The sequence below is a fragment of the Lentzea sp. NPDC055074 genome, from assembly GCF_053608005.1.
In genome coordinates, this window is the sequence record NZ_JBSGUQ010000008.1 from 81,568 (window position 1) to 99,401 (window position 17,834).

The following is a 17,834-nucleotide window of genomic DNA, read 5'->3' on the forward strand; positions in this document are numbered from 1 at the left end:
ACTTCCCCCCCCCCCCCCCCCTACACCCCCCCCCCCTCCGGGGGCCGGGTTCTTTTTTTTATTCCCCCGCGGCCGGGCCCCCCCCCCGGGGCGGGGGCGGGGGGGGCGCCCGCCCCGCACCCTCCACTGTCATCAGCCGTTCTCAGCGGCGCACTTCTGGTCGTTCGGACGCTGTCCGCCGAGCAGGTACTCGGTGACCTTGTTGTTGGCGCACTTGTTCTTGCCGAAGATGTAGGCGCCGTGCCCACCCTGGTCGATCGTGATCATCGCGGCCCTGTCGCCGAACGCGCGGCGCGTCGACTGGGCGCCGACCAGCGGCGTCGCGGGGTCGCGCTCGTTCTGCACCAGCAGCACGTTGCGCGGGCCCCGGTCGGACGGCAGGACCTGCTTCTCCACCGGCTTGGGGAAGAAGGCGCACGGCTGGATGTTCGCGGCGCCCGCGCCGAACATCGGGTGGCGGACGCGGTCGATCGCCACGTTGCGCTCGTAGGTGCCGACCGACGACGGCCAGGCGGAGTCACCGCACATCACGTTCAGGCGGCCCGCCAGCAGGGCCTGGACGCGCGGGACCTCCGGGTACTCCTGCGGCGGCTGCGGCTGGCCGGTGTCGAAGGCCTTCCAGGAGGCGGCGTGCTTCGCGAAGGCCTCGTCACCCGTGGCGTAGAGGGCCGTGAAGGTGAGGAAGCGGAACAGCCTGCCGTCGATGCCCTCCACCGAGGGCTTCTTGTCGAGCCGTGCGGCCAGGTCGAAGAACTTGGCGCGCACCTGCTGCGGCGTCGTGCCCAGGTTGTACTCGGGGTGCGCCGCCGCCCACTTCGCGAAGTCGGGGAACGTGTCCTCGACGCCGCGGCCCATCAGCCGGCCGCCCTCGACGTCCCAGCCGCCCTTGGGCAGGTTGCTGTCGATCACGACCCGGTCGGAGGTCTTCGGGAACAGCGTGGCGTACACCGAACCCAGGTACGAGCCGTACGAGTACCCGAGGAACGACGCCTTCTTCTCGCCCAGCGCCGCACGGACCGAGTCGTAGTCACGCGCGATGTTCGCCGTCGTGTTGTACGGCAGTTCACCGGCCGAGGACGACTTGAGGCACTGCTCGGCGATCTTCTTGACCTCCTCGGCACGCTGACGCACCTCGGCCGAGTTGTTGGCGTACGGAGGTACGCTGCCGTCCGCCATCTGCTCGTCGGTCATGTCGCACGTGGACGGTGAGCTGTAACCGATGCCTCGCGGGTCCATGCCGATGATGTCGTACGCGTCCTGCACGTCCTGCGGCAGTCCGACCGCCTTCAGCACGGCCGGGAACGTCAGGCCCTCGCTCGGCCCGCCGGGGTTGGTCAGCAGGATCCCCTTGCGCTTCGCGGGGTTCTTGCTCGCCAACCGGGTGATCATCACCTCCGTCCTGCGGCCCTCGGGCTTGCGGTAGTCGAGCGGCAGCTGGAGCTTTCCGCACTCCAGGCCGGGCAGCGCCACGTCGGTGGGACAGGCGACCCACTGCACCTCGGGCTTCGGCGTGGCGGCGGCTGACACCCCCGGTACAGCCACCAGTGCTGCGGCCGCGGTCACGACCGCGGTCAGCGACAGTGTCTTTCGCATTAGCAAATACCTCCCCGACGACGCACTCTCTCGGTGCGCCACAAATGAGTGCTCAGCCGTTCATGCGGACGAGAACGTCCAGCTGGGCCTTGTTGTAGAGCTCGACCAGGACCTTGATGACGGTCCGTCTCGCGTGCTCCACGCCGCGCGGCGCGTCGCTCCACAGGCCGGCCGGATCCGGGAACGCGGCCCGCATCTGCGCCATGTACGGCATCTCGCGCATCGCGTCCGCCACGGCCTGCCGGGTCGCCTCGTCCGCGTCCTCCGGCAGCGTGTCGAACGCTATGACCGCCGGATCCCGCGCGTAGTCCTTCAGCGTCCCGGCGTACCTCGCCAGCGTCTCCGGCGAGAGGAGCTGGGCCAGCACGACGGTGAACGAGCGGTCCTGCGGCGACAGGTTCGCGTTCTCGATCATCGTCGCGACGTCCGGCGGCAGGTCGGTCGGCACCTCCTGGCGCAGCACCAGAGCCAGCTCGGCCCTGATCCGCTGCAGGCGTTCGATCTGCGCGGCCAGCTCGGTGTCGAGCTCCCGCAACGCCTCGCGAGGATGTTCGTCCCCGTCGCCGAGCTCCGCGATCTGAGTGAGCGACAACCCGAGGTCGGTGAGGCGCTTGATCCTCAGCACCCGCACGAGGTGGGGCACGCCGTAGCTCTTGTAGCCGTTGGCGCGGCGTTCCGGCTCGGCGAGCAGGCCCACGTCGTGGTAGTGCCGGATCGTGCGCAACGTCGTGCCGGCGAGATCGGCCAGCTGACTGGTGCTCCACGCCACGACGTCCTCCTCCCCGGTTGCTGACAGGACCCAGTTGAAACTATGCCGCTACGGCACGGTCAAGGCAGGCCGGAACAGTTCAGACGAAGGTGTCGGGGGAGAGTCCACTTTCGTCGCACGCAAAAGGCCCCCGGCAAGACACCGGGGGCCTTTTGTTCTGTCACAAGGACTTACAGGAACTGCTTCCCGCGGGTGACAGCGCCGTAGGCGTCCACGATGCCGTGACCGTAGAAGCCGTTGAACTTCGCGTCACCCTCACAGGTGGCGTCGAACTCCGGCGTGCGGCCCACGTTGACGTACGACACGGTGCGCGGGTTCGGGCAGGCGCGCTGCGTCGCGGTCTTGTAGAGGACCTTCTCGACCTTGTCCGGGTCGAGGGTCAGACCGGGGTTCTTCTTGTCCTTCTTGCCGTACTCGCTGACGACCAGCGCGGCGACACCGGCGGCGTGCGGGGCGGCCATCGAGGTGCCCTGCAGGTACTGGTAGTAGCCGACCTTGTCGCCCTGCACGGCCTTCTTCACACCGGCGGCCAGACCGGCCTCGGTTATGTTGCCGGCCTCGTCGATCGCGCCTTCGGCGAGAGCGACGTTGCGCGGGTAGGTCGACAGGATCAGGTTCTCGTTGGTGCGGTACCACGGCGTGCCGAGGCCGTCGCGGAAGTAACCACCGGGAGCCGAGAGCGCCGTCTGCTCAACGCCGTAGTTCGAGTAGTCGGCCTTGTTGGTCGACGGGCCGAGGGACGACACGGAGATGACGTGGTTGCCCTCGGTCGGGAGGTTGAGGCACGTCGCGTTGTCGACCGGACGCGGGCGGTTGTGGCCCGGCGGGTAGTTCGGGCTCACGGTGTCCTGGCGCGGCTTGCCCAGGTCCTCGTGGTTGTTGCCACCGGCACCGATCAGCGTGACGCCCTTGCGGTGCGCGTAGTTCAGCGCGCGCTGCACGGTCGCGATGATCGTGCGCTGCTCCAGCTGCTCCTCGGCCGAGGCCGTGGGGTCGTTGGCGCAGTTCATGTACCAGGGGTCGACGTAGAACGACATGTTGATGACGTCCAGGCCGATGTCGGCGCCGTAGGTGAGCGCGTCGACGACCGGGTTCAGGAAGAACGAACCCGCGTCCTGCCCACCGCGGATGTTGACGAGCGAGACGCCCGGCGCGACACCGGAGATGCCGAAACCGTTGGCAGCGGCGCCGATGGTGCCGGCGACGTGCGTGCCGTGGCCGCCGTCGTCCCAGTTCGCCGGGTCGACACAGCCGCGGAACTCACACGGGCCGTCGAACACGCCACCGTCGGAGTCGTTCGGGATGTCGACGGTGAAGTTGCGCGAGAGCTCGTTGTTGAAGTTCGGCGCGATGTCCGGGTGGGAACCGTCCACACCGGTGTCGAGGATGCCGACGTACACGCGCTTGTCGCCGGCCTGCTTGGCCCGCGCGATGTTGGAGCGAACGAGGTTCAGGCCCCACAGGTCCCCGTCGAGCGGGTCCATGCCGGCCGTCGATCCCTGCTGGGCGGGAGCCTTGTTCGGCTTCTCGCCCTTGTTCTCCTTCTCGACGTTGTCGCGCTTGGTCTTCTCGGCCTTCGCCGCGGGCGCGTGCCCGATCGGCTTGGACCGAGCGGCACCGACGATCGCGCTCGAAGCGGAAACCTTCTCCGCGAAGCCGTTCGCGGGCGCCTTGACCGTCAGCAGACCGACGGCGTCGTTGCTCCGCACGACCTCGCCGCCCGCCGCTTCCACGGCGTCGATCGCGAAGTCGCGGTTTCCGGGTTCTTCCAGAAGGACGGTGTACTCCGTGGTCGGCCCTGTGGTGGCCGGAGCGGCCCCCGCCGCCGAAGTGCCCGCTGCGATCAGCGACACCGTTGCCGCCACCGCCATCACGGTTCTGCGCGTTCTCACCTAGCTGTCTCCTCACACCCGGTCAGGGCTGGATCCAACAACACGGTGCGGCCCCCGATTGCCGCCCAAGTTGGACACAGTGACACGAAAATGCGCCACGCATCAGCGCCTTTCGTACGGAATCGAACTGTAGCCGATCGGAAGCGGAGCGTGATGTTATGAGAAGAAATCTTGACTTAACAAGATTCAAGGACTGGACTCCGCGTTTATGCGAAGACGGGTAATGGCATCGTCGGCGTGCCTGCTCTTTCTCCTCTCTGCCTGTGGTGACGCTGGTCAGGGCTCTCCGACGCTGCCTACGCGCGGTCCCAAACCAATCGTCGGGGTAATCCTTCCCGACCGAACGACATCCGCGCGTTGGGAAGAGCAGGACCGCCCACTGCTCACACAGGCGTTCAACTACGCGGACATCGAACCGTTCATGGAGAACGCCGAGGGTGACGAGGGGAAGTTCGCGCAGATCGCCGACGAGATGATCCGCCGCAAGGTGAAGGTCATGATGATCACGCCGCTGTCGGCGGCGGGCGGTCTCGCGGTGCAGAAGAAGGCGAAGGCCGCGGGCATCCCGGTCATCGACTACGACCGCGTGACCCTCGGTGGCCAGGCGGAGTACCACGTCGGCTTCGACAGCGTGAACGTCGGCCAGCTCCAGGCGGACGGTCTGCTGGGCTGCCTCGGGGAGAAGCCGGGCGCCAACATCATCGAGATCGAGGGCGCTCCGACCGACCACAACGCCACGCTGTTCACCCAGGGCCAGAAGTCGCGGCTCGCGCCGAAGTACGACAGCGGCGCGCTCAAGCTCGTCAAGTCGCAGCCCATCGACAACTGGGACAACGAGCTCGGCGGGAAGCTGTTCGAACAGATCCTCGACGGCAACGGCGGCAAGGTCGACGGCGTGGTCGCGGCCAACGACGGTCTGGCCGGCGCGGTCATCGCGGTGCTCAAGAAGAAGAACCTGAAGGTCCCCGTCACCGGTCAGGACGCCACAGTGGACGGTCTGCGGGCGGTGCTCGCGGGCGACCAGTGCGTCACCGTCTACAAGCCGGTGCGCGACGAGGCCGAAGCTGCGGCCAGGCTCGCGATCGCGATCGCGAAGGGAGACCTCTCGGGTGCCGACGACCTCGCCACCGGCAACCTGCGGGACCCGGTCTCGCGGCGCGACGTGAAGTCGGTGCTGCTCGGCGCGACGCTGATCAAGAAGGACAACATCCGGACGCTGGTCACCGAGGGCATCATCAAGCCGGCGGAGCTGTGCGCCGGCGCCCTGGCCCCGGCCTGCGCCCAGCAGGACATCCTCGGAGGGTGAGAAGCCCCGTCACGACCTGTCGTGATCCGGCAGGTCGTGACGTCCCGAGATGAACTCCTGCACGGCGATCTTCGCCTTGATGATCGGCTGCCTGATCCGCGCCTCCCGGCGGTACGCGCGGGTCAGCTTGCGCGAGCCCTCCAGGTAGCGCCAGCGCGCCCACGGTGAGCCGGGCCGTGCCAGCCGCACGGCGCCCACGGCGGGCACCACCGGCACGAGCAGGCCGAGCAGCCCCGTCCAGATCTTGCCCTTGAGCAGCGCCACTATGGCGAAGCACAGGTTCACGCCGATGGCGATCACCCGCAGCGTGAACGTGGACGCCGGCGTCGTCTCCGGGTTGAGCTGCAGCACCTCGTCGTAGCCGAACGGGCGCGCGCCCAGCAGGAACGTGCCCGTCAGGCCGACGGCGAGGAACACCGCGTCGACGGACAGCCGGCCCGCCTTCGTCCAGTAGACGTCCCTCAGGTGCAGGATCAGCGCGAACTCGTCCAGCACCAGCGCCGCGCCCACTCCGAGCACGGCCGAGGCGGCGAGTCTCGCGCCGTGCATGTCGTCCGGGATGACGAGGCTCGTGACGCTGGACAGCAGCAACAGCACGGTGCCGAACACGACGTGGTGCACGTGCGTGTCGCCGTGCACGATGTTGCCCGGCCACCACCGCACCTTCGCCCGGATCATGCGCACGCTGATGCGGATGAACACGAATGTGGTCACCAAGCCGATGAAGAAGAAGAGCAGTCGTTCGCTGCCGGTCAAAGCCACGGCCCCCTGGGTCAACGACCCTCCAGGTTACCGGCCTTCCGGCATGTTCATGTTGTGGACGGTGCCGATCTGGAACACGGTGCCGCTGACGGGTCCGACCAGCTTGTTGGAGATGGTCGTGCGGCCGTTCCCGCGGTCTTTCGCGGCGGGTTCGGAAGCGGTGTCCACGAGGTGCTTCGCGGCGAGCGCGGCGAGGCCTCCGGAGGTCTGCGGTGCCACGGAGACCGTGATCGACATCGCTGTCTGCTCCGACACTGGGGACCTCCGGTGACTCATTTGGGATCTCACGGTAGCAGCGAAATCGATGGCTCGACTGGGGGCGGGGAGCCGTGGTTGACTGTCTGCGGTCGTACGTTTCGTGTTCGTGGATCACCCCGCTCGCGGAACGAGGTCGCGAGTTGTGCGGGTTCTCCAGGTTCCGGAGAAGACGCCGCTTCGACCTGACCCGGTGGTCGCGAGCGCGATCCGGCACCTGTTAGAGGAGAAGTAGCAAGATGGCAGTACAGGGCACCGTCAAGTGGTTCAACGCGGAGAAGGGCTTCGGCTTCATCTCCCCTGACAACGGTGGCGCCGACGTGTTCGTCCACTACTCCGAGATCCAGATGAACGGCTACAAGGCTCTCGAGGAGAACCAGCGGGTCGAGTTCGAGATCGGTCAGGGCCAGAAGGGTCCGCAGGCCCAGGGCGTTCGCGCCGTCTGAGTCCGACCGGTCAGCACATCTGATCTGAAGCCGAGCCGCTTGTCCTGTATCGGACAGGCGGCTTTGCTGCGTCTTGTGCCTCTTCGCCGGTGATCAGTAGCTTCGGGGCATGGGGAGACTGTTCGTAGCTGCTCTGTTGCTCTTCGTGGCCGGGTGCTCCGGCGGCTCGGACGCCGTGCCGGGCGGCGGCAAGATCGACGCGCTGCTCGCCAAAGCACCTGTTTTCGCAGGCCAGGTGACTCCCGGCTCGACCGTCGACCGCATCAAGAAGCGCGGCAGGCTGCTGATCGGCGGCTCCCAGGACGCCCCGCTGCTCTCCCAGCTCGACCCGATCAGCGGCGAGCTCACCGGCTTCGACGCCTACCTCGGCAAGCTGCTCGCGCAGTACGTCGTCGGCAAGCCCTCGACGGAGCTGTTGTCCGCCACCTCGGAGACCCGCGAACCGTTGCTGGCCAACGGGACCGTCGACGTCATCATCCAGACCTACACCATCACGCCCGCCCGTCGGGAGCGCGTCTCGTTCGCCGGACCGTACTACCAGTCGGGGCAGTCGATCGCGGTGCGCAAGGGGACGTCCGGGATCGCGAAACCCGCTGATCTGGCGGGCAGGACCGTCATCGTCGGCGCCAACACCCCTGGGGTGAAAGCGGTTCAGGAAGCGGCACCCACCGCGAAGATCGTCGAGTTCGGCTCCGATCCCGAGTGCGTGACGGCGTTGAAGCAGGGCCGCGGCGAGGCCTACGTCCAGGACCAGGCGATCCTGGTCGCCGACGCCTCCAAGGACAGCGAGCTGCAGCTGGTCGGGGAGCCGTTCACCGAGGACCCGTACGGCATCGGCATCGAGCACGGGGATGCCGAGTTCACGAAGTTCGTGAACGACTGGCTGCGCGAGATCGGCAAGTCGGGGCTGTGGCAGGAGGTCTGGAAGCAGACGATCGGCACCGTGGTCACCGGCGACGCGCCGGCGCCACCCGCGATCGCCTCATGAGCCTGGTCCTCGAAGGCTTTCTGAACACCGTCGCCCTGACCCTGCTGTCGTTCGCCGGCGCGCTGCTCGTCGGGCTGCTGGTGGCCGTGCTGAGGATCGTGCCGGTGCCGTTGCTGCGCGGGGTCGGAGCGGTCTACGTCGAGGTGTGGCGCAACATCCCGCTGCTCGCGTGGCTGGTGTTGTTCGTGTTCGGGCTGCCCGAGGTGGGCGTGACCATGCCGTTGTTCTGGACGGCCTTCACGGCGATCGCGCTGTACGAGGCGGCTTTCGTGGCCGAGGCGCTGCGGTCGGGTGTGCACTCGGTGGCGACCGGGCAGGGTGAGGCCGCACGGGCGCTGGGACTCACGTTCCGCCAGTCGTTGCGGCACGTGGTCCTGCCGCAGGCCGCTCGCCGGGTCGTGCAGCCGTTGGCGAACATCGCGATCGCGCTGACGATGGCGACGGCACTCGCCGGTGTGGTCGGAGTAGTGGACATGACCCGTGCGGCGCAACGGATCAACCTCGAACTGGCGCAGCCGCTGCTCGTGTTCACCGGCGTCGGGCTCTGCTATCTGGTGATGGCGGCCGGGATCGGGTTCGGTGCCCGCGTGCTGGAACGGCGGCTGGCCTGATGTTCGACGCTCCCGGTCCCCGGTTCCGCCGCCGCGTCTTCTGGGTCTCGGTGGTGTCCGCCGCGGTGCTGCTCGGGCTCCTGGCCCTGGGGCTGCGGCAGTTCGCCGCGAACGGCCAGCTGGACCCGGTTCGGTGGAGGCCGTATCTGACCTGGCCCGTCTGGCGTTATCTGCTCGGGGGCCTGTGGTCGACGGTGGTGGCGGCATGTGCGACGGGTGTGCTGGCGATGGCGGGCGGGTTGCTGCTCGCTTTGCGTCCCAACCGGTTCACGCGCGCCTACGCCGAGGTCATGCGCACGGTTCCGGTGCTGCTGCTCGTGTACGTGATGCTGTTCGTGCTGCCGTCGTTCGGCGTGAACCTGCCGCTGTTCTGGAAGCTCGTGGTGCCGCTGGCGTTGTCGCACGCGGCGTCCTACGCGGTGATCTTCCGGGCAGGCGTGGAGTCGGTCGATCCCGGTCAGCGCGAGGCGGGGCTGTCGCTCGGCATGCCGGACGGCGTGGTGACGCGGTTCGTGGTGCTGCCACAGGCCGTGCGGCACATGACGCCGTTGCTCGTCACCCAGGCCGTGAGCCTGCTGAAGGACACCTCGCTGGGCTATGTCGTGTCCTACACGGAGTTGTTGTTCAACGGGCGGGTGCTCGCGAACTACAACGGTCTGCTCATCCAGACGTTCATCGTCGTCGCGTTCGTCTACCTCGTGGTGAACCTGGCTCTGTCCAGGCTGGCCCACCGGCTGGAGGCTGCTCGTGCCCGCACTGCTCGCTGAGGTGACCCGGTCGGGGTTCGTGGAGAGCCTGCACCACGGCAGCGTCGTCGGCCTGCTGCCGTCCGGTGCCGTGGGCGTGTCCGTCGGCGCGGTGGAGGACCCGGTGCTGCCGCGGTCGTGCATGAAGCCGTTCCAGGCGCTGGCGTGCCTGTCCGCCGGAGCGCCGCTGGCCGGGCCCGCGCTGGCGATCGCGGCCGGGTCGCACACGGGGGAGAACCGGCACGTCGAGCTGGTGATGCAGCTGCTCGGAGGGTTGCCGGTGGGGTTGCTGCGCTGTCCGCCGTCCTGGCCCGAGGACGAGGCGACGAGGCAACGGGTGGCCGAACCGTCCCGGGTGCGGATGAACTGCTCCGGCAAGCACGCGGCGATGCTCTCGGCGTGCGTGGCGGCGCGGTGGCCGACGCAGACCTATTTGGAGCCGGCACATCCGTTGCAGCAGCTGGTGATGCGGACGGTGGAGGAGCTGTCCGGCGAGTCCGTGGCGCACACGGCGATCGACGGTTGTGGTGCGCCGGTGTACGGGTTGTCGTTGCACGGCTTGGCGCGCGCGATTCAGGGGTTGCTGCGCACGCCCGTCGCCGATGCCATGCGCGGGTTTCCCGAGTTCGTCGGCGGCACCGGGCACGTGAACACCGTGGTCATGCAGCAGTTGCCCGGCGTCGTGGCCAAGGGCGGTGCGGAGGGTGTGCTGGTGCTGGCGACCGCCGCCGGGCACGCCGTCGCGGTGAAGGTGCTCGACGGCAGTCCCCGTGCCACCACGGCGATCGGGCTCACGGCGCTCGCCGCGCTGGGGTTCGACGTGTCGCCCGCGAAGGAGTCCCTGTCCGTGCCGGTGCTCGGTGGCGGGCAGGTCGTCGGGGAGGTCCGGGTGGTGTTCTAGAACTGCTCGGGCACTTCGAGCATGCCGAGCTGGGCCAGGACGGTCGCCGTGTCGCCGTACACCCGCTGGCAGACGAGGACGTCCTTGTCGAAGAGGAAGAAACCGGCCATCCTGACCTTGAACGACCGTCCGGTAACTTCTTCCCCGGTGAGGCTGCCGAGGTGCGTGCCCTGCAGTTCGAACTCGACGATCACGGCGCTGCCCGCGTGGTGGACGTCGATGACCTTGTTGCGCTGGTCGGGAAAGGCCGCGCGGGTGCGCTGCCAGTAGTCCCGGACCGCGTCGACGCCGTCGAGGACCTGGCCGGACGCCATGATCTCGTAGCGGGGGTGCGGAAACGTGTTCAGAGAGGTGTCGAAGTCGTGGTCGTTCTGCGACTCCATGTGCTCCAAGACGATCGCTTCACGCAGCGCTCTGAGCGCCTTGGACTCGGTCATGCCGGCTGACCCTCCTACGTACGCCGTACGTCGCAGGGAAGTTACTCCACGTCATGGGGTCTCCGCCAGTGTCCTCGCCGCGTGAGCCGCTGACCCGCGCCCGCATCGTCGACGCGGCCGTGCGGCTGATCGAGTGCGAGGGCGTCGAGGCCGTCTCGATGCGCCGCCTCGCCGCCGAGCTGGGCGCGGGCACGATGTCGTTGTACAACCACGTGCCGAACAAGGCGGTGCTCGTCGACCTCGCCGCCGAGCGGATCATGGCCGAGGCGCAGCCGTACCACGTGGACAGCGATGACTGGCGTGACCACATCCGGGCGCACGCCCGTGCGGTGCGGGCGATGGCGCGCCGGCACCCCCGCGCGTTCGTGATGCTGGCGACGCGGAGGCTGAGCGGGGAGGCGGGGTTCCGCACGATCGAGGCGGCGCTGCTGAACTTCGACCGCGCCGGCTTCCGGGGCAAGATCGCCGTCGGGATGATGCGCGCGATGGTGTCGTACCTGCTGGGCACGTTGATGCGGGAGGTCGCGACCTCACCTGAGCTCGGCGGGATCGCGTTGTCGCCGTACGGGGACGTGGACGTGACGGCGTTCCCGTTGTCCGCCGGGGTGATCGACGAGCTCGGGACCTACGACCACGATCACGAGTTCGAGTTCGGGCTCGAACTCATGATCGCGGCGTTGGAGCGGTACCAGGGTTAGGGACGCATCTCGTACTGGCCCGAGAGCGCGACCACCTGCTGCCACACGGCGTCGAAGCGGGCCTGGTCGACGTGCGGCTTGCGGATCTGCCCGATCGCCCACTGCTGCTGGGCCTCGGTGCTGCTCGCCTTGCCGTGCAGGGCGGTCGCGTACCCGGCGAAGTCGCGGACCAGCACGTCGAAGATCTGGTCGAGGACCTGCTGGTCGGTACCGGTGATCTTCGCCTGCTCCAGCACCAGCTGGCCGTAGACGACCAGGGTGAAGAGGTGGCCGAGGTTCAGCAGGAAGTCGAGGTCCTTCTGCTGGGCCTCGTCCGGCGCCGCGGTGGTGAGCAGCGTCTTGATTGCCTTGGCCTGCTCGTGGAACAGCTTCACGTTGGGCAGGTGGGCGTGCTCGGCGTAGACCGGCTCCCAGTCGTGGAACTGGATCTTGCCGAGGCCGCGCGCGGGGCCCTGGTGCCAGAAGAAGTCGTCGTCCGTCGCGTCGTGGCGGGTCGGGACCTCGTCGTAGGCCTTGGGGTTGAAGAGGTAGTTCGGCATGAACTTGAGCACCAGGGCCAGGTTCACGTGGACGGTGCCCTCGAGCTTGGGCAGCGCGCGGATGTCGGCCGTGGCGCGGGTGAAGTAGGTGTCCTTCTCGAAGCCCTTGGCGGCGATGACGTCCCAGAGCAGGTCGATCACCTGCTCGCCCTCGCTCGTCACCTTCATCTTGGTGATGGGGTTGAAGAGGAGGTAGCGGCGGTCGTTCTCGTTGGCGCTGCGGAAGTAGTCGACACTGCGGTCCGCGAAGAGCTTCATGGCGGTGAGGCGCGCGTACGCGTCGACGAAGTTCTGGCGCACGTGCGGAAAGTCCGTGACCGGGTTGCCGTAGAGGATCCGGTTGTGGGCGTGGGTGATCGCCTCGTGGAACGAGTGCTCGCAGATGCCGATGCTCGCCGTGCAGAGGTTGAACTTGCCGACGTTGACGGTGTTGAGCGCGGCGGAGAAGGCGTCCGGGCCGCGGTGCAGGACGTCGGCGTCGGTGAGGGGGTAGCCGTCGAGGCGGAACTCGCTGACGAACATCTGGCTGTCGACGACGTTCTTGACCAGGTGGAAGTTCTCGTGCTGGCTGTCGACGGCGAAGAAGACGTACTCGTCGGAGTCGGCGAGCTTGCCGAAGACGCTGACCATGCCGGCGACGTTGCCGTTGCCGATGTAGTACTTGCCGCCGGTCGCGGTGTAGCCGTCCTCGGTGGGCGTGACGATCATGTCGGTGCTGTAGACGTCGGCGCCGTGCTCCTTCTCGGAGAGGCCGAACGCGAAGACCGCGCCGCTGTCGAGGAGGGCGGCCGCCTTCTGCTTGGCCTCTTCGTTGCCGCTCATCCAGATGGGGCCGAGGCCGAGGACCGTGACCTGCCAGGCGTACCAGTACTGCAGGCCGTAGAAGCCCAGCACCTCGCTGAACGCGGCGTTGCGGGCGGCGTCCCAGCGCTTGGTGCCGTCGACGCCGCTCGGGGTGCAGAAGGTGGCGAAGAGCTTCTCCCGCTTCACGAAGTCGAGGAACTCGGTGTACCAGACCTTGTCCTGCGCGTCCGCGATGAGCTGCCGCTTGCCGCGGGCCTCGAACCAGTCGACGGTCGCCCTGAGCAGGCGGCGGGTCTCGTCGTCGAGGTGGGCCGGGTCGTAGTGGTTCGGGTCGAGCAGCACTGTGCGCCTCCTTGCGTCTCTGCGTTCGGACGCTACCAGTGAGTAACTTGTGGGTCTACGTGGGGTTTCCCTCCTGCTCAGAAATTGTCAGACCCCCGGCGTAACGTGCTCCGCATCACATCTCTCCCGTTCAGGAGGTCGCGTTGCGATGACGGTGGTTGTGGCGATCGGTACGCGCAAGGGGCTGTGGCTCGCCCGCAGTGAGGACCGTGTCTCGTGGCAGGTCGACGGCCCGCACCACGCGATGCAGGAGGTGTACGCGGTCGCGTTCGACGCGCGGTCGGGCCTCCGCCTGCTGGCGGGCGTGGCCTCACCGCACTTCGGCCCCGGCGTGTCCATCTCGGACGACCTGGGGGAGAGCTGGGAGGAGTCCTCCACGCCGCCGATCGCGTTCCCGGTGGACGACGCGGCCCTGGAGCGCGTCTGGCAGCTGCAGCCCGCCCCGGACTCGCAGCCGGGCGTCGTGTGGGCGGGCACCCAGCCGTCGGCGCTGTTCAAGTCCTCCGACGGAGGCCGTTCGTTCGAGTTCGTCGAGGGCCTCTGGAACCACCCGCACCGCCCGGAGTGGGAGGCGGGCTTCGGCGGCCAGGCCGTCCACACGATCGTGCCCGACCCGGTCGACCCGGACCGGATGCTGGTGGCGATGTCGACCGGCGGCGTCTACCGCACCGCGGACGGGGGCAAGTCCTGGGAGGCCCGCAACAAGGGCATCAAGGCGTACTTCTTCCCGGACCCGTGGCCGGAGTTCGGTCAGTGCGTCCACAAGGTCGCCCAGCACCCGGCGCTGGCTTCCCGCTTCTACGCCCAGAACCACCACGGCGTCTACCGCAGCGACGACGGAGGCGACACCTGGCAGTCGATCGCCGAGGGCCTGCCCACCGACTTCGGCTTCGCGATGGTCGTCCACCCCCACGACCCGGACACGATCTTCACGTTCCCGATCGAGGCCGACGGCCGCCGCTTCCCACCGGAGGGCAAGTGCCGCGTCTACCGCTCGCGCGACGCGGGCAAGACCTGGCAGGCCCTGGGTGCAGGCCTGCCGGACGGCTTCTGGACCGCGGTGATGCGCGACGCGATGTGCACCGACACCGCCGAGGTCCCCGGCGTCTACTTCGGCTCCCGCTCGGGCGAGGTCTACGCCAGCCCCGACGAGGGCGAGACGTGGCACCAGGTGGCAGCCCACCTCCCGGACGTGATGTCGGTGCGGGCGGCGGTGATCCCGACGTGAAGGTCAAGGTCCTGATCCCGGGCGTCCTCCGCACGGCGACAGACGGCGCGGCCCACCTGGACGTGGAGGTCCCGGACCCAGCCACCCTGGGCGGTGCCCTGGACGTCCTGGCAGACACCTACCCGCTCCTGGACCGCCGCCTGCGCGACGAACGAGCCACCCTCCGCCGCTACGTGAACTTCTACGTCAACGGCGAGGAGTGCCGCCGCCTCGCCGGCCCGGCCACGCCGCTACCGGCGGGGGCCGAGATCCAGATCCTGCCGAGCGTGGCAGGGGGCTGATCGCCTGGCGTGGTGCCGGGGTGCGCCGACCGGGGATGGCGGCGCACCCCAGCGTTGCGGCGAGCTGCCGCCGCGGCTTTGCGGCGTATGCGCCAAGCCACCCACCGGCCCAACCACCCACCGGCCCAACCACCCACCGGCCCAACCACCCACCGGCCAAACCACCCACCGGCCAAGCCCGCCGTTGGCCAGCGAGTCTGCTGTTGGCGAGTTCAGCGACCGGCCGAGTCCGCCGTTGGCCAGCGAGTCTGCTGTTGGCGAGTCCAGCGACCGGCCGAGTTCGCCGCTGACCAGCCGCGTCCGCCGTTGGCGAGTCCAGCCACCGGCCGAGTCCGCTGCTGCCAGCCCAGCCACCGGCCGAGTCTGCTGTTACCTAGTCCAGCGACCGGCCGAGTGTGTCGGTGGCTGGCCCAGTCGCTGGCCAGCCCAGTCACTGGCCAGCCTGAAGGTCGGGCCGCCACCCCAATGCCTAGCCGACTTCCTGGCCAAGCCTGCCCCTCTGCCCAGCCCCACACCCTCTGGCCAGCCGGAAGGCCGGCTGCCGCCCCAAATGCCCGGCTCGCCCTCTACCCGGCTCGCCCTCTACCCGGCTGCCACCTCAACCGCCCAAGCCCACACCCTCGGCCCCGGCCGCCACCTCAACCGCCCAGCCCCACACCCTCGGCCCCGGCCGACACTCCCCGCCGCCCCGGCCCGCGACCCCTCACACCACCAGCAGCGACTTGCCGAGCGTGGCGCGTCCCTCGAGCGACCGGTGCGCGTCCCCGGCCTCCGCCAACGAGTACGTCGCACTGATCACCGGCCGAATCCGCCCCTCCGCGGCAAGGCCGAGCGCGTCCGTGAGCAACCCGCGCACCACGTCCGGGGCAGGCGGGCCGGCGCCCAGCACGTCGTCCACCTCGACCTTCCGCCGCGCCGCCTCCGCGAGATCGACGTCGGCGAACCCGTCCGACGAGCCGTAGGTGACGAAGCGCCCGCCGTCGGACACCACCTCGAACGTCGCCTTGCCCAGTGCTCCTCCCGCCCCGTCGAACGCGAGGCCGACACCACCGGTCGCCTCACGGACCTGCTGCTGCCAGCCGTCCAGCGAGTAGTCGACGGCGACCTCCGCCCCCAACTCCCGGGCCAGCGCGAGCTTGCGTTCGCCCCGAGCCGCGGCGATCACCCGTGCCCCCGCATCCCGCAGGAGCTGCACGAGCAACGAACCCGCACCGCCCGCCGCGGCCGCCACCAGGACCCACTCGCCCGCTTTGATCTCCGCGCGGCGGGACAGGAGCACCGCGGTGGCACCGTCGTGCACCATCGCGGCGGCGGTGGTCGAGGCCAGGCCGTCCGGGATCGGGACGATCTCCTCGGCGGCGAACACGATCTGCTCGGCGTACCCGCCGGCGCCTCGGGCGATGACGCGCCGTCCCAGCCATGCCGGGTCCACGCCCTCGCCCACCGAGAGCACGTGGCCCGCGCCTCCTCCGCCGGGCACGTAGGGCGGTGTCAACGGGAAGTACTCGCCGCCCCAGCCGCCGCGCAGCAGGGTGTCCAGGAAGATCACGTCGGCGACCTCCAGGGCCACCACGACCTGTCCCGGGCCCGCCACCGGGTCCGGGATCTCCTCCTCGCGCAGCACCTCGGGTCCGCCGAACTCGTGCACTCGGACGGCACGCATCGCAACCACATCCCCCACCTCGATCAACTGGTCGCGTCCCACCGTAAAAGCTCCAGTTTGGTGGAGATCAAGTCCGTCAGCAGGAGGCGAAGTCGTCCAGCAGAGCCGAGGCGACCTCGACGTCGGGGCTCAGCTGGCGGTCGGACATGTCCGGGTTGAGCTTCGCCTCGGCGGCCTCGAAGGCGGCGCGCAGCGACGGGGTGGCCGGGGTGATGCCGCGCAGTCGCAGGGCCCGGACCGCGGCCACGACCTCGCAGGCCAGCACCAGGCGGAACGCGCTCAGGGAGCGCAGGGCCTGGGAGGCGGACTGGAACGCGAAGCTCGAGTTCTCCTCCTGGCCTCGGGAGACCACGGCGTTGCCGATGCTCGCGGGTTCGGCGAGGGTGCGGACCTCGGCCAGCGCGGAGTTGGCGCTGTACTCGAGGATCATCACGCCGGAGCTGCCGCGCACGCCCTCGGCCAGGAACGGGCGTAGGCCGGTGAAGTTCGGTTCGACCAGCGTCGCGAGGCGGGCGGTCGAGATGTGGCCGGTGTGCAGCATCGACAGCCGGAGCCGGTCGAGGGCCTGGCCGAGGTACGCGCTGTGGAACGCGCCGTGGTGGTAAGCGGCGTCGTCCTCCGGTCCGAAGTGGTCGGCGACGATCAGCGGGTTCTCGGCGGCCGCGTTGAACTCGACGTCGAGGACCCGTGCCAGGTCGGTGGCGGCGTCGACGGCCGGGCCGTGGATCTGCGGGAAGCACCGGTAGCCGAACGGGTCCTGGATGCGCGCGGGCGGGCGGGGCGGTTCGCCGATCAGGCGGCGCATCTCGGCGGCGACGGCGACCTGGCCGGGGTGCGGGCGGCCCAGGTGGACGCGTTCGTCGTAGGCCTCCACCGCTCCGTCGACGGCGAGGAACGACAGCGCGGCCACGACCTGGGTCGCCCTGAGGAGCTGGTGCGCGTCCTGCCAGGCCAGGCCCGCCATGCCGATGGTCAGCGCGTTGCTGCTGATCAACGCCAGCGCGTCGCCCGAGTCGAGCTCGATCGGGTCGGGGGTCTGCGTGGAACCGAGCCAGTAGCGCTCACCGAGCAGCGTCAGACCGGTCTCGGCCAGCGCGGTGAGGTCACCCGTGCCGATGGCGCCGTACTCGTGGACGCCGGGGTAGCAGCTGCTGTTCAGAGCCGCGAGCAGCGCGTCGGCCACGGCTCTGCGCACGCCGGCGCCGCCCGCGAGGAGCTGGTTGAGGCGCACGACCATCATGGCGCGCACCTGTTCCTCGGGGAGCATGCCGCCGAGTCCGCCCGCGTGGCTGCGCAGCAGGCGCAGGCCGTGCTCCGCCCATCCCTCCGTGCTGACGATCTGGTCGCGGTTCGCACCGACTCCGGTCGTACGGCCGTACACCTGTCGTCGCACCACAAGTCGCTGGCTGGCGCCCCACGACGCTTCGAGCCGTGCGAGGCCATCAGCGTGCAGGGTCACCGGCGAGTGATACCGCGCGACGCGCACCACGTCGTCGGCGCTCAGGGACCGACCGTCCAGCACGACAGGGGAGTCTTCGACCATGGCGCCAATGTGAGCACATAGGGTTCAAAG

At 69.1% G+C, this 17,834-nt stretch carries 18 protein-coding genes; 9 read left to right on the plus strand and 9 right to left on the minus strand.

Annotated features, from left to right (window positions below):
• Positions 1-132: 132 nt before the first annotated feature.
• The 3 genes from ACWF7A_RS20050 to ACWF7A_RS20060 form a co-directional block, all read right to left on the minus strand.
• Positions 133-1,593, minus strand: coding sequence for an alpha/beta hydrolase (locus tag ACWF7A_RS20050; protein WP_452251957.1), 1,461 nt, complete (start codon positions 1,591-1,593; stop codon positions 133-135).
• Between the two features lie 52 nt (positions 1,594-1,645).
• On the minus strand, positions 1,646-2,362 hold the full coding sequence (locus ACWF7A_RS20055) for a helix-turn-helix domain-containing protein (protein ID WP_452251958.1): 717 nt from the start codon (positions 2,360-2,362) through the stop codon (positions 1,646-1,648).
• A 170-nt stretch (positions 2,363-2,532) separates the two neighbouring features.
• The gene (locus ACWF7A_RS20060; RefSeq protein WP_452252188.1) at positions 2,533-4,233 is read right to left on the minus strand and encodes a S8 family serine peptidase; all 1,701 of its coding nucleotides are present in this window, start codon (positions 4,231-4,233) and stop codon (positions 2,533-2,535) included.
• A 229-nt stretch (positions 4,234-4,462) separates the two neighbouring features.
• Between ACWF7A_RS20060 and ACWF7A_RS20065 the strand changes: the two genes are divergently transcribed.
• Positions 4,463-5,560, plus strand: coding sequence for a sugar ABC transporter substrate-binding protein (locus ACWF7A_RS20065; protein ID WP_452251959.1), 1,098 nt, complete (start codon positions 4,463-4,465; stop codon positions 5,558-5,560).
• A gap of 9 nt (positions 5,561-5,569) precedes the next feature.
• On the opposite strand, the gene ACWF7A_RS20070 is transcribed toward ACWF7A_RS20065, so the two are convergent.
• Together ACWF7A_RS20070 and ACWF7A_RS20075 are read right to left on the minus strand one after the other, a co-directional pair.
• The gene (locus ACWF7A_RS20070) at positions 5,570-6,337 is read right to left on the minus strand and encodes a hypothetical protein (protein ID WP_452251960.1); all 768 of its coding nucleotides are present in this window, start codon (positions 6,335-6,337) and stop codon (positions 5,570-5,572) included.
• A gap of 12 nt (positions 6,338-6,349) precedes the next feature.
• Complete coding sequence (locus ACWF7A_RS20075; RefSeq protein ID WP_452251961.1) at positions 6,350-6,559, minus strand: hypothetical protein; 210 nt, start codon at positions 6,557-6,559, stop codon at positions 6,350-6,352.
• 257 nt (positions 6,560-6,816) lie between these two features.
• On the opposite strand from ACWF7A_RS20075, the gene ACWF7A_RS20080 reads away from it, so the two are divergent.
• The 5 genes from ACWF7A_RS20080 (at position 6,817) to ACWF7A_RS20100 (ending at position 10,269) form a co-directional block, all read left to right on the plus strand.
• Complete coding sequence (locus ACWF7A_RS20080) at positions 6,817-7,023, plus strand: cold-shock protein (protein WP_030468404.1); 207 nt, start codon at positions 6,817-6,819, stop codon at positions 7,021-7,023.
• Positions 7,024-7,132: 109 nt separating this feature from the next.
• A complete protein-coding gene (locus ACWF7A_RS20085) occupies positions 7,133-8,011 on the plus strand; it encodes a glutamate ABC transporter substrate-binding protein (RefSeq protein ID WP_452251962.1) in 879 nt (292 codons plus the stop codon).
• A complete protein-coding gene (locus ACWF7A_RS20090; protein WP_452251963.1) occupies positions 8,008-8,622 on the plus strand; it encodes an amino acid ABC transporter permease in 615 nt (204 codons plus the stop codon). Before ACWF7A_RS20085 ends, ACWF7A_RS20090 begins: the two co-directional genes overlap by 4 nt.
• Positions 8,622-9,389, plus strand: coding sequence for an amino acid ABC transporter permease (locus ACWF7A_RS20095; protein WP_452251964.1), 768 nt, complete (start codon positions 8,622-8,624; stop codon positions 9,387-9,389). The genes ACWF7A_RS20090 and ACWF7A_RS20095 overlap by 1 nt, the downstream gene beginning before the upstream one ends.
• Positions 9,370-10,269 (plus strand): asparaginase, encoded by a 900-nt coding sequence (locus ACWF7A_RS20100; protein WP_452251965.1) that lies wholly within the window; start codon positions 9,370-9,372, stop codon positions 10,267-10,269. The genes ACWF7A_RS20095 and ACWF7A_RS20100 overlap by 20 nt, the downstream gene beginning before the upstream one ends.
• Here ACWF7A_RS20100 and ACWF7A_RS20105 read toward each other — a convergent pair.
• Positions 10,266-10,706: an ester cyclase gene (locus tag ACWF7A_RS20105; protein ID WP_452251966.1), complete on the minus strand. Its 441-nt coding sequence runs from the start codon at positions 10,704-10,706 to the stop codon at positions 10,266-10,268. The genes ACWF7A_RS20100 and ACWF7A_RS20105 overlap by 4 nt on opposite strands.
• A 53-nt stretch (positions 10,707-10,759) precedes the next feature.
• Between ACWF7A_RS20105 and ACWF7A_RS20110 the strand changes: the two genes are divergently transcribed.
• Positions 10,760-11,404: a TetR/AcrR family transcriptional regulator gene (locus ACWF7A_RS20110; protein ID WP_452251967.1), complete on the plus strand. Its 645-nt coding sequence runs from the start codon at positions 10,760-10,762 to the stop codon at positions 11,402-11,404.
• Here ACWF7A_RS20110 and ACWF7A_RS20115 read toward each other — a convergent pair.
• Positions 11,401-13,089 carry an acyl-CoA dehydrogenase family protein gene (locus ACWF7A_RS20115; protein WP_452251968.1) on the minus strand — a complete coding sequence of 563 codons (1,689 nt, stop codon included), beginning with the start codon at positions 13,087-13,089 and terminating at the stop codon, positions 11,401-11,403. The genes ACWF7A_RS20110 and ACWF7A_RS20115 overlap by 4 nt on opposite strands.
• A 148-nt stretch (positions 13,090-13,237) precedes the next feature.
• On the opposite strand from ACWF7A_RS20115, the gene ACWF7A_RS20120 reads away from it, so the two are divergent.
• Both ACWF7A_RS20120 and ACWF7A_RS20125 read left to right on the plus strand, forming a co-directional pair.
• A complete protein-coding gene (locus ACWF7A_RS20120; RefSeq protein WP_452251969.1) occupies positions 13,238-14,317 on the plus strand; it encodes a WD40/YVTN/BNR-like repeat-containing protein in 1,080 nt (359 codons plus the stop codon).
• Positions 14,314-14,598: a MoaD/ThiS family protein gene (locus ACWF7A_RS20125; protein ID WP_452251970.1), complete on the plus strand. Its 285-nt coding sequence runs from the start codon at positions 14,314-14,316 to the stop codon at positions 14,596-14,598. The genes ACWF7A_RS20120 and ACWF7A_RS20125 overlap by 4 nt, the downstream gene beginning before the upstream one ends.
• 703 nt (positions 14,599-15,301) lie before the next feature.
• Here the strand turns inward: ACWF7A_RS20125 and ACWF7A_RS20130 are convergent.
• Together ACWF7A_RS20130 and ACWF7A_RS20135 are read right to left on the minus strand one after the other, a co-directional pair.
• Positions 15,302-16,261, minus strand: coding sequence for a zinc-binding dehydrogenase (locus ACWF7A_RS20130; RefSeq protein WP_452251971.1), 960 nt, complete (start codon positions 16,259-16,261; stop codon positions 15,302-15,304).
• A gap of 76 nt (positions 16,262-16,337) precedes the next feature.
• Positions 16,338-17,804, minus strand: coding sequence for an aromatic amino acid ammonia-lyase (locus tag ACWF7A_RS20135; protein ID WP_452251972.1), 1,467 nt, complete (start codon positions 17,802-17,804; stop codon positions 16,338-16,340).
• Positions 17,805-17,834 lie beyond the last annotated feature (30 nt).

Excerpts from the sequence above, each read along its gene's own strand:
- ACWF7A_RS20050 (WP_452251957.1), bottom strand. The coding sequence starts at position 1,593 with ATGCGAAAGACACTGTCGCTGACCGCGGTCGTGACCGCGGCCGCAGCA.
- ACWF7A_RS20060 (WP_452252188.1), bottom strand. The coding sequence starts at position 4,233 with ATGGCGGTGGCGGCAACGGTGTCGCTGATCGCAGCGGGCACTTCGGCG.
- ACWF7A_RS20065 (WP_452251959.1), top strand. The coding sequence starts at position 4,463 with ATGCGAAGACGGGTAATGGCATCGTCGGCGTGCCTGCTCTTTCTCCTC.
- ACWF7A_RS20075 (WP_452251961.1), bottom strand. The coding sequence starts at position 6,559 with ATGTCGATCACGGTCTCCGTGGCACCGCAGACCTCCGGAGGCCTCGCC.
- ACWF7A_RS20080 (WP_030468404.1), top strand. The coding sequence starts at position 6,817 with ATGGCAGTACAGGGCACCGTCAAGTGGTTCAACGCGGAGAAGGGCTTC.
- ACWF7A_RS20085 (WP_452251962.1), top strand. The coding sequence starts at position 7,133 with ATGGGGAGACTGTTCGTAGCTGCTCTGTTGCTCTTCGTGGCCGGGTGC.
- ACWF7A_RS20090 (WP_452251963.1), top strand. The coding sequence starts at position 8,008 with ATGAGCCTGGTCCTCGAAGGCTTTCTGAACACCGTCGCCCTGACCCTG.
- ACWF7A_RS20095 (WP_452251964.1), top strand. The coding sequence starts at position 8,622 with ATGTTCGACGCTCCCGGTCCCCGGTTCCGCCGCCGCGTCTTCTGGGTC.
- ACWF7A_RS20105 (WP_452251966.1), bottom strand. The coding sequence starts at position 10,706 with ATGACCGAGTCCAAGGCGCTCAGAGCGCTGCGTGAAGCGATCGTCTTG.
- ACWF7A_RS20110 (WP_452251967.1), top strand. The coding sequence starts at position 10,760 with ATGGGGTCTCCGCCAGTGTCCTCGCCGCGTGAGCCGCTGACCCGCGCC.
- ACWF7A_RS20120 (WP_452251969.1), top strand. The coding sequence starts at position 13,238 with ATGACGGTGGTTGTGGCGATCGGTACGCGCAAGGGGCTGTGGCTCGCC.
- ACWF7A_RS20130 (WP_452251971.1), bottom strand. The coding sequence starts at position 16,261 with ATGCGTGCCGTCCGAGTGCACGAGTTCGGCGGACCCGAGGTGCTGCGC.
- ACWF7A_RS20135 (WP_452251972.1), bottom strand. The coding sequence starts at position 17,804 with ATGGTCGAAGACTCCCCTGTCGTGCTGGACGGTCGGTCCCTGAGCGCC.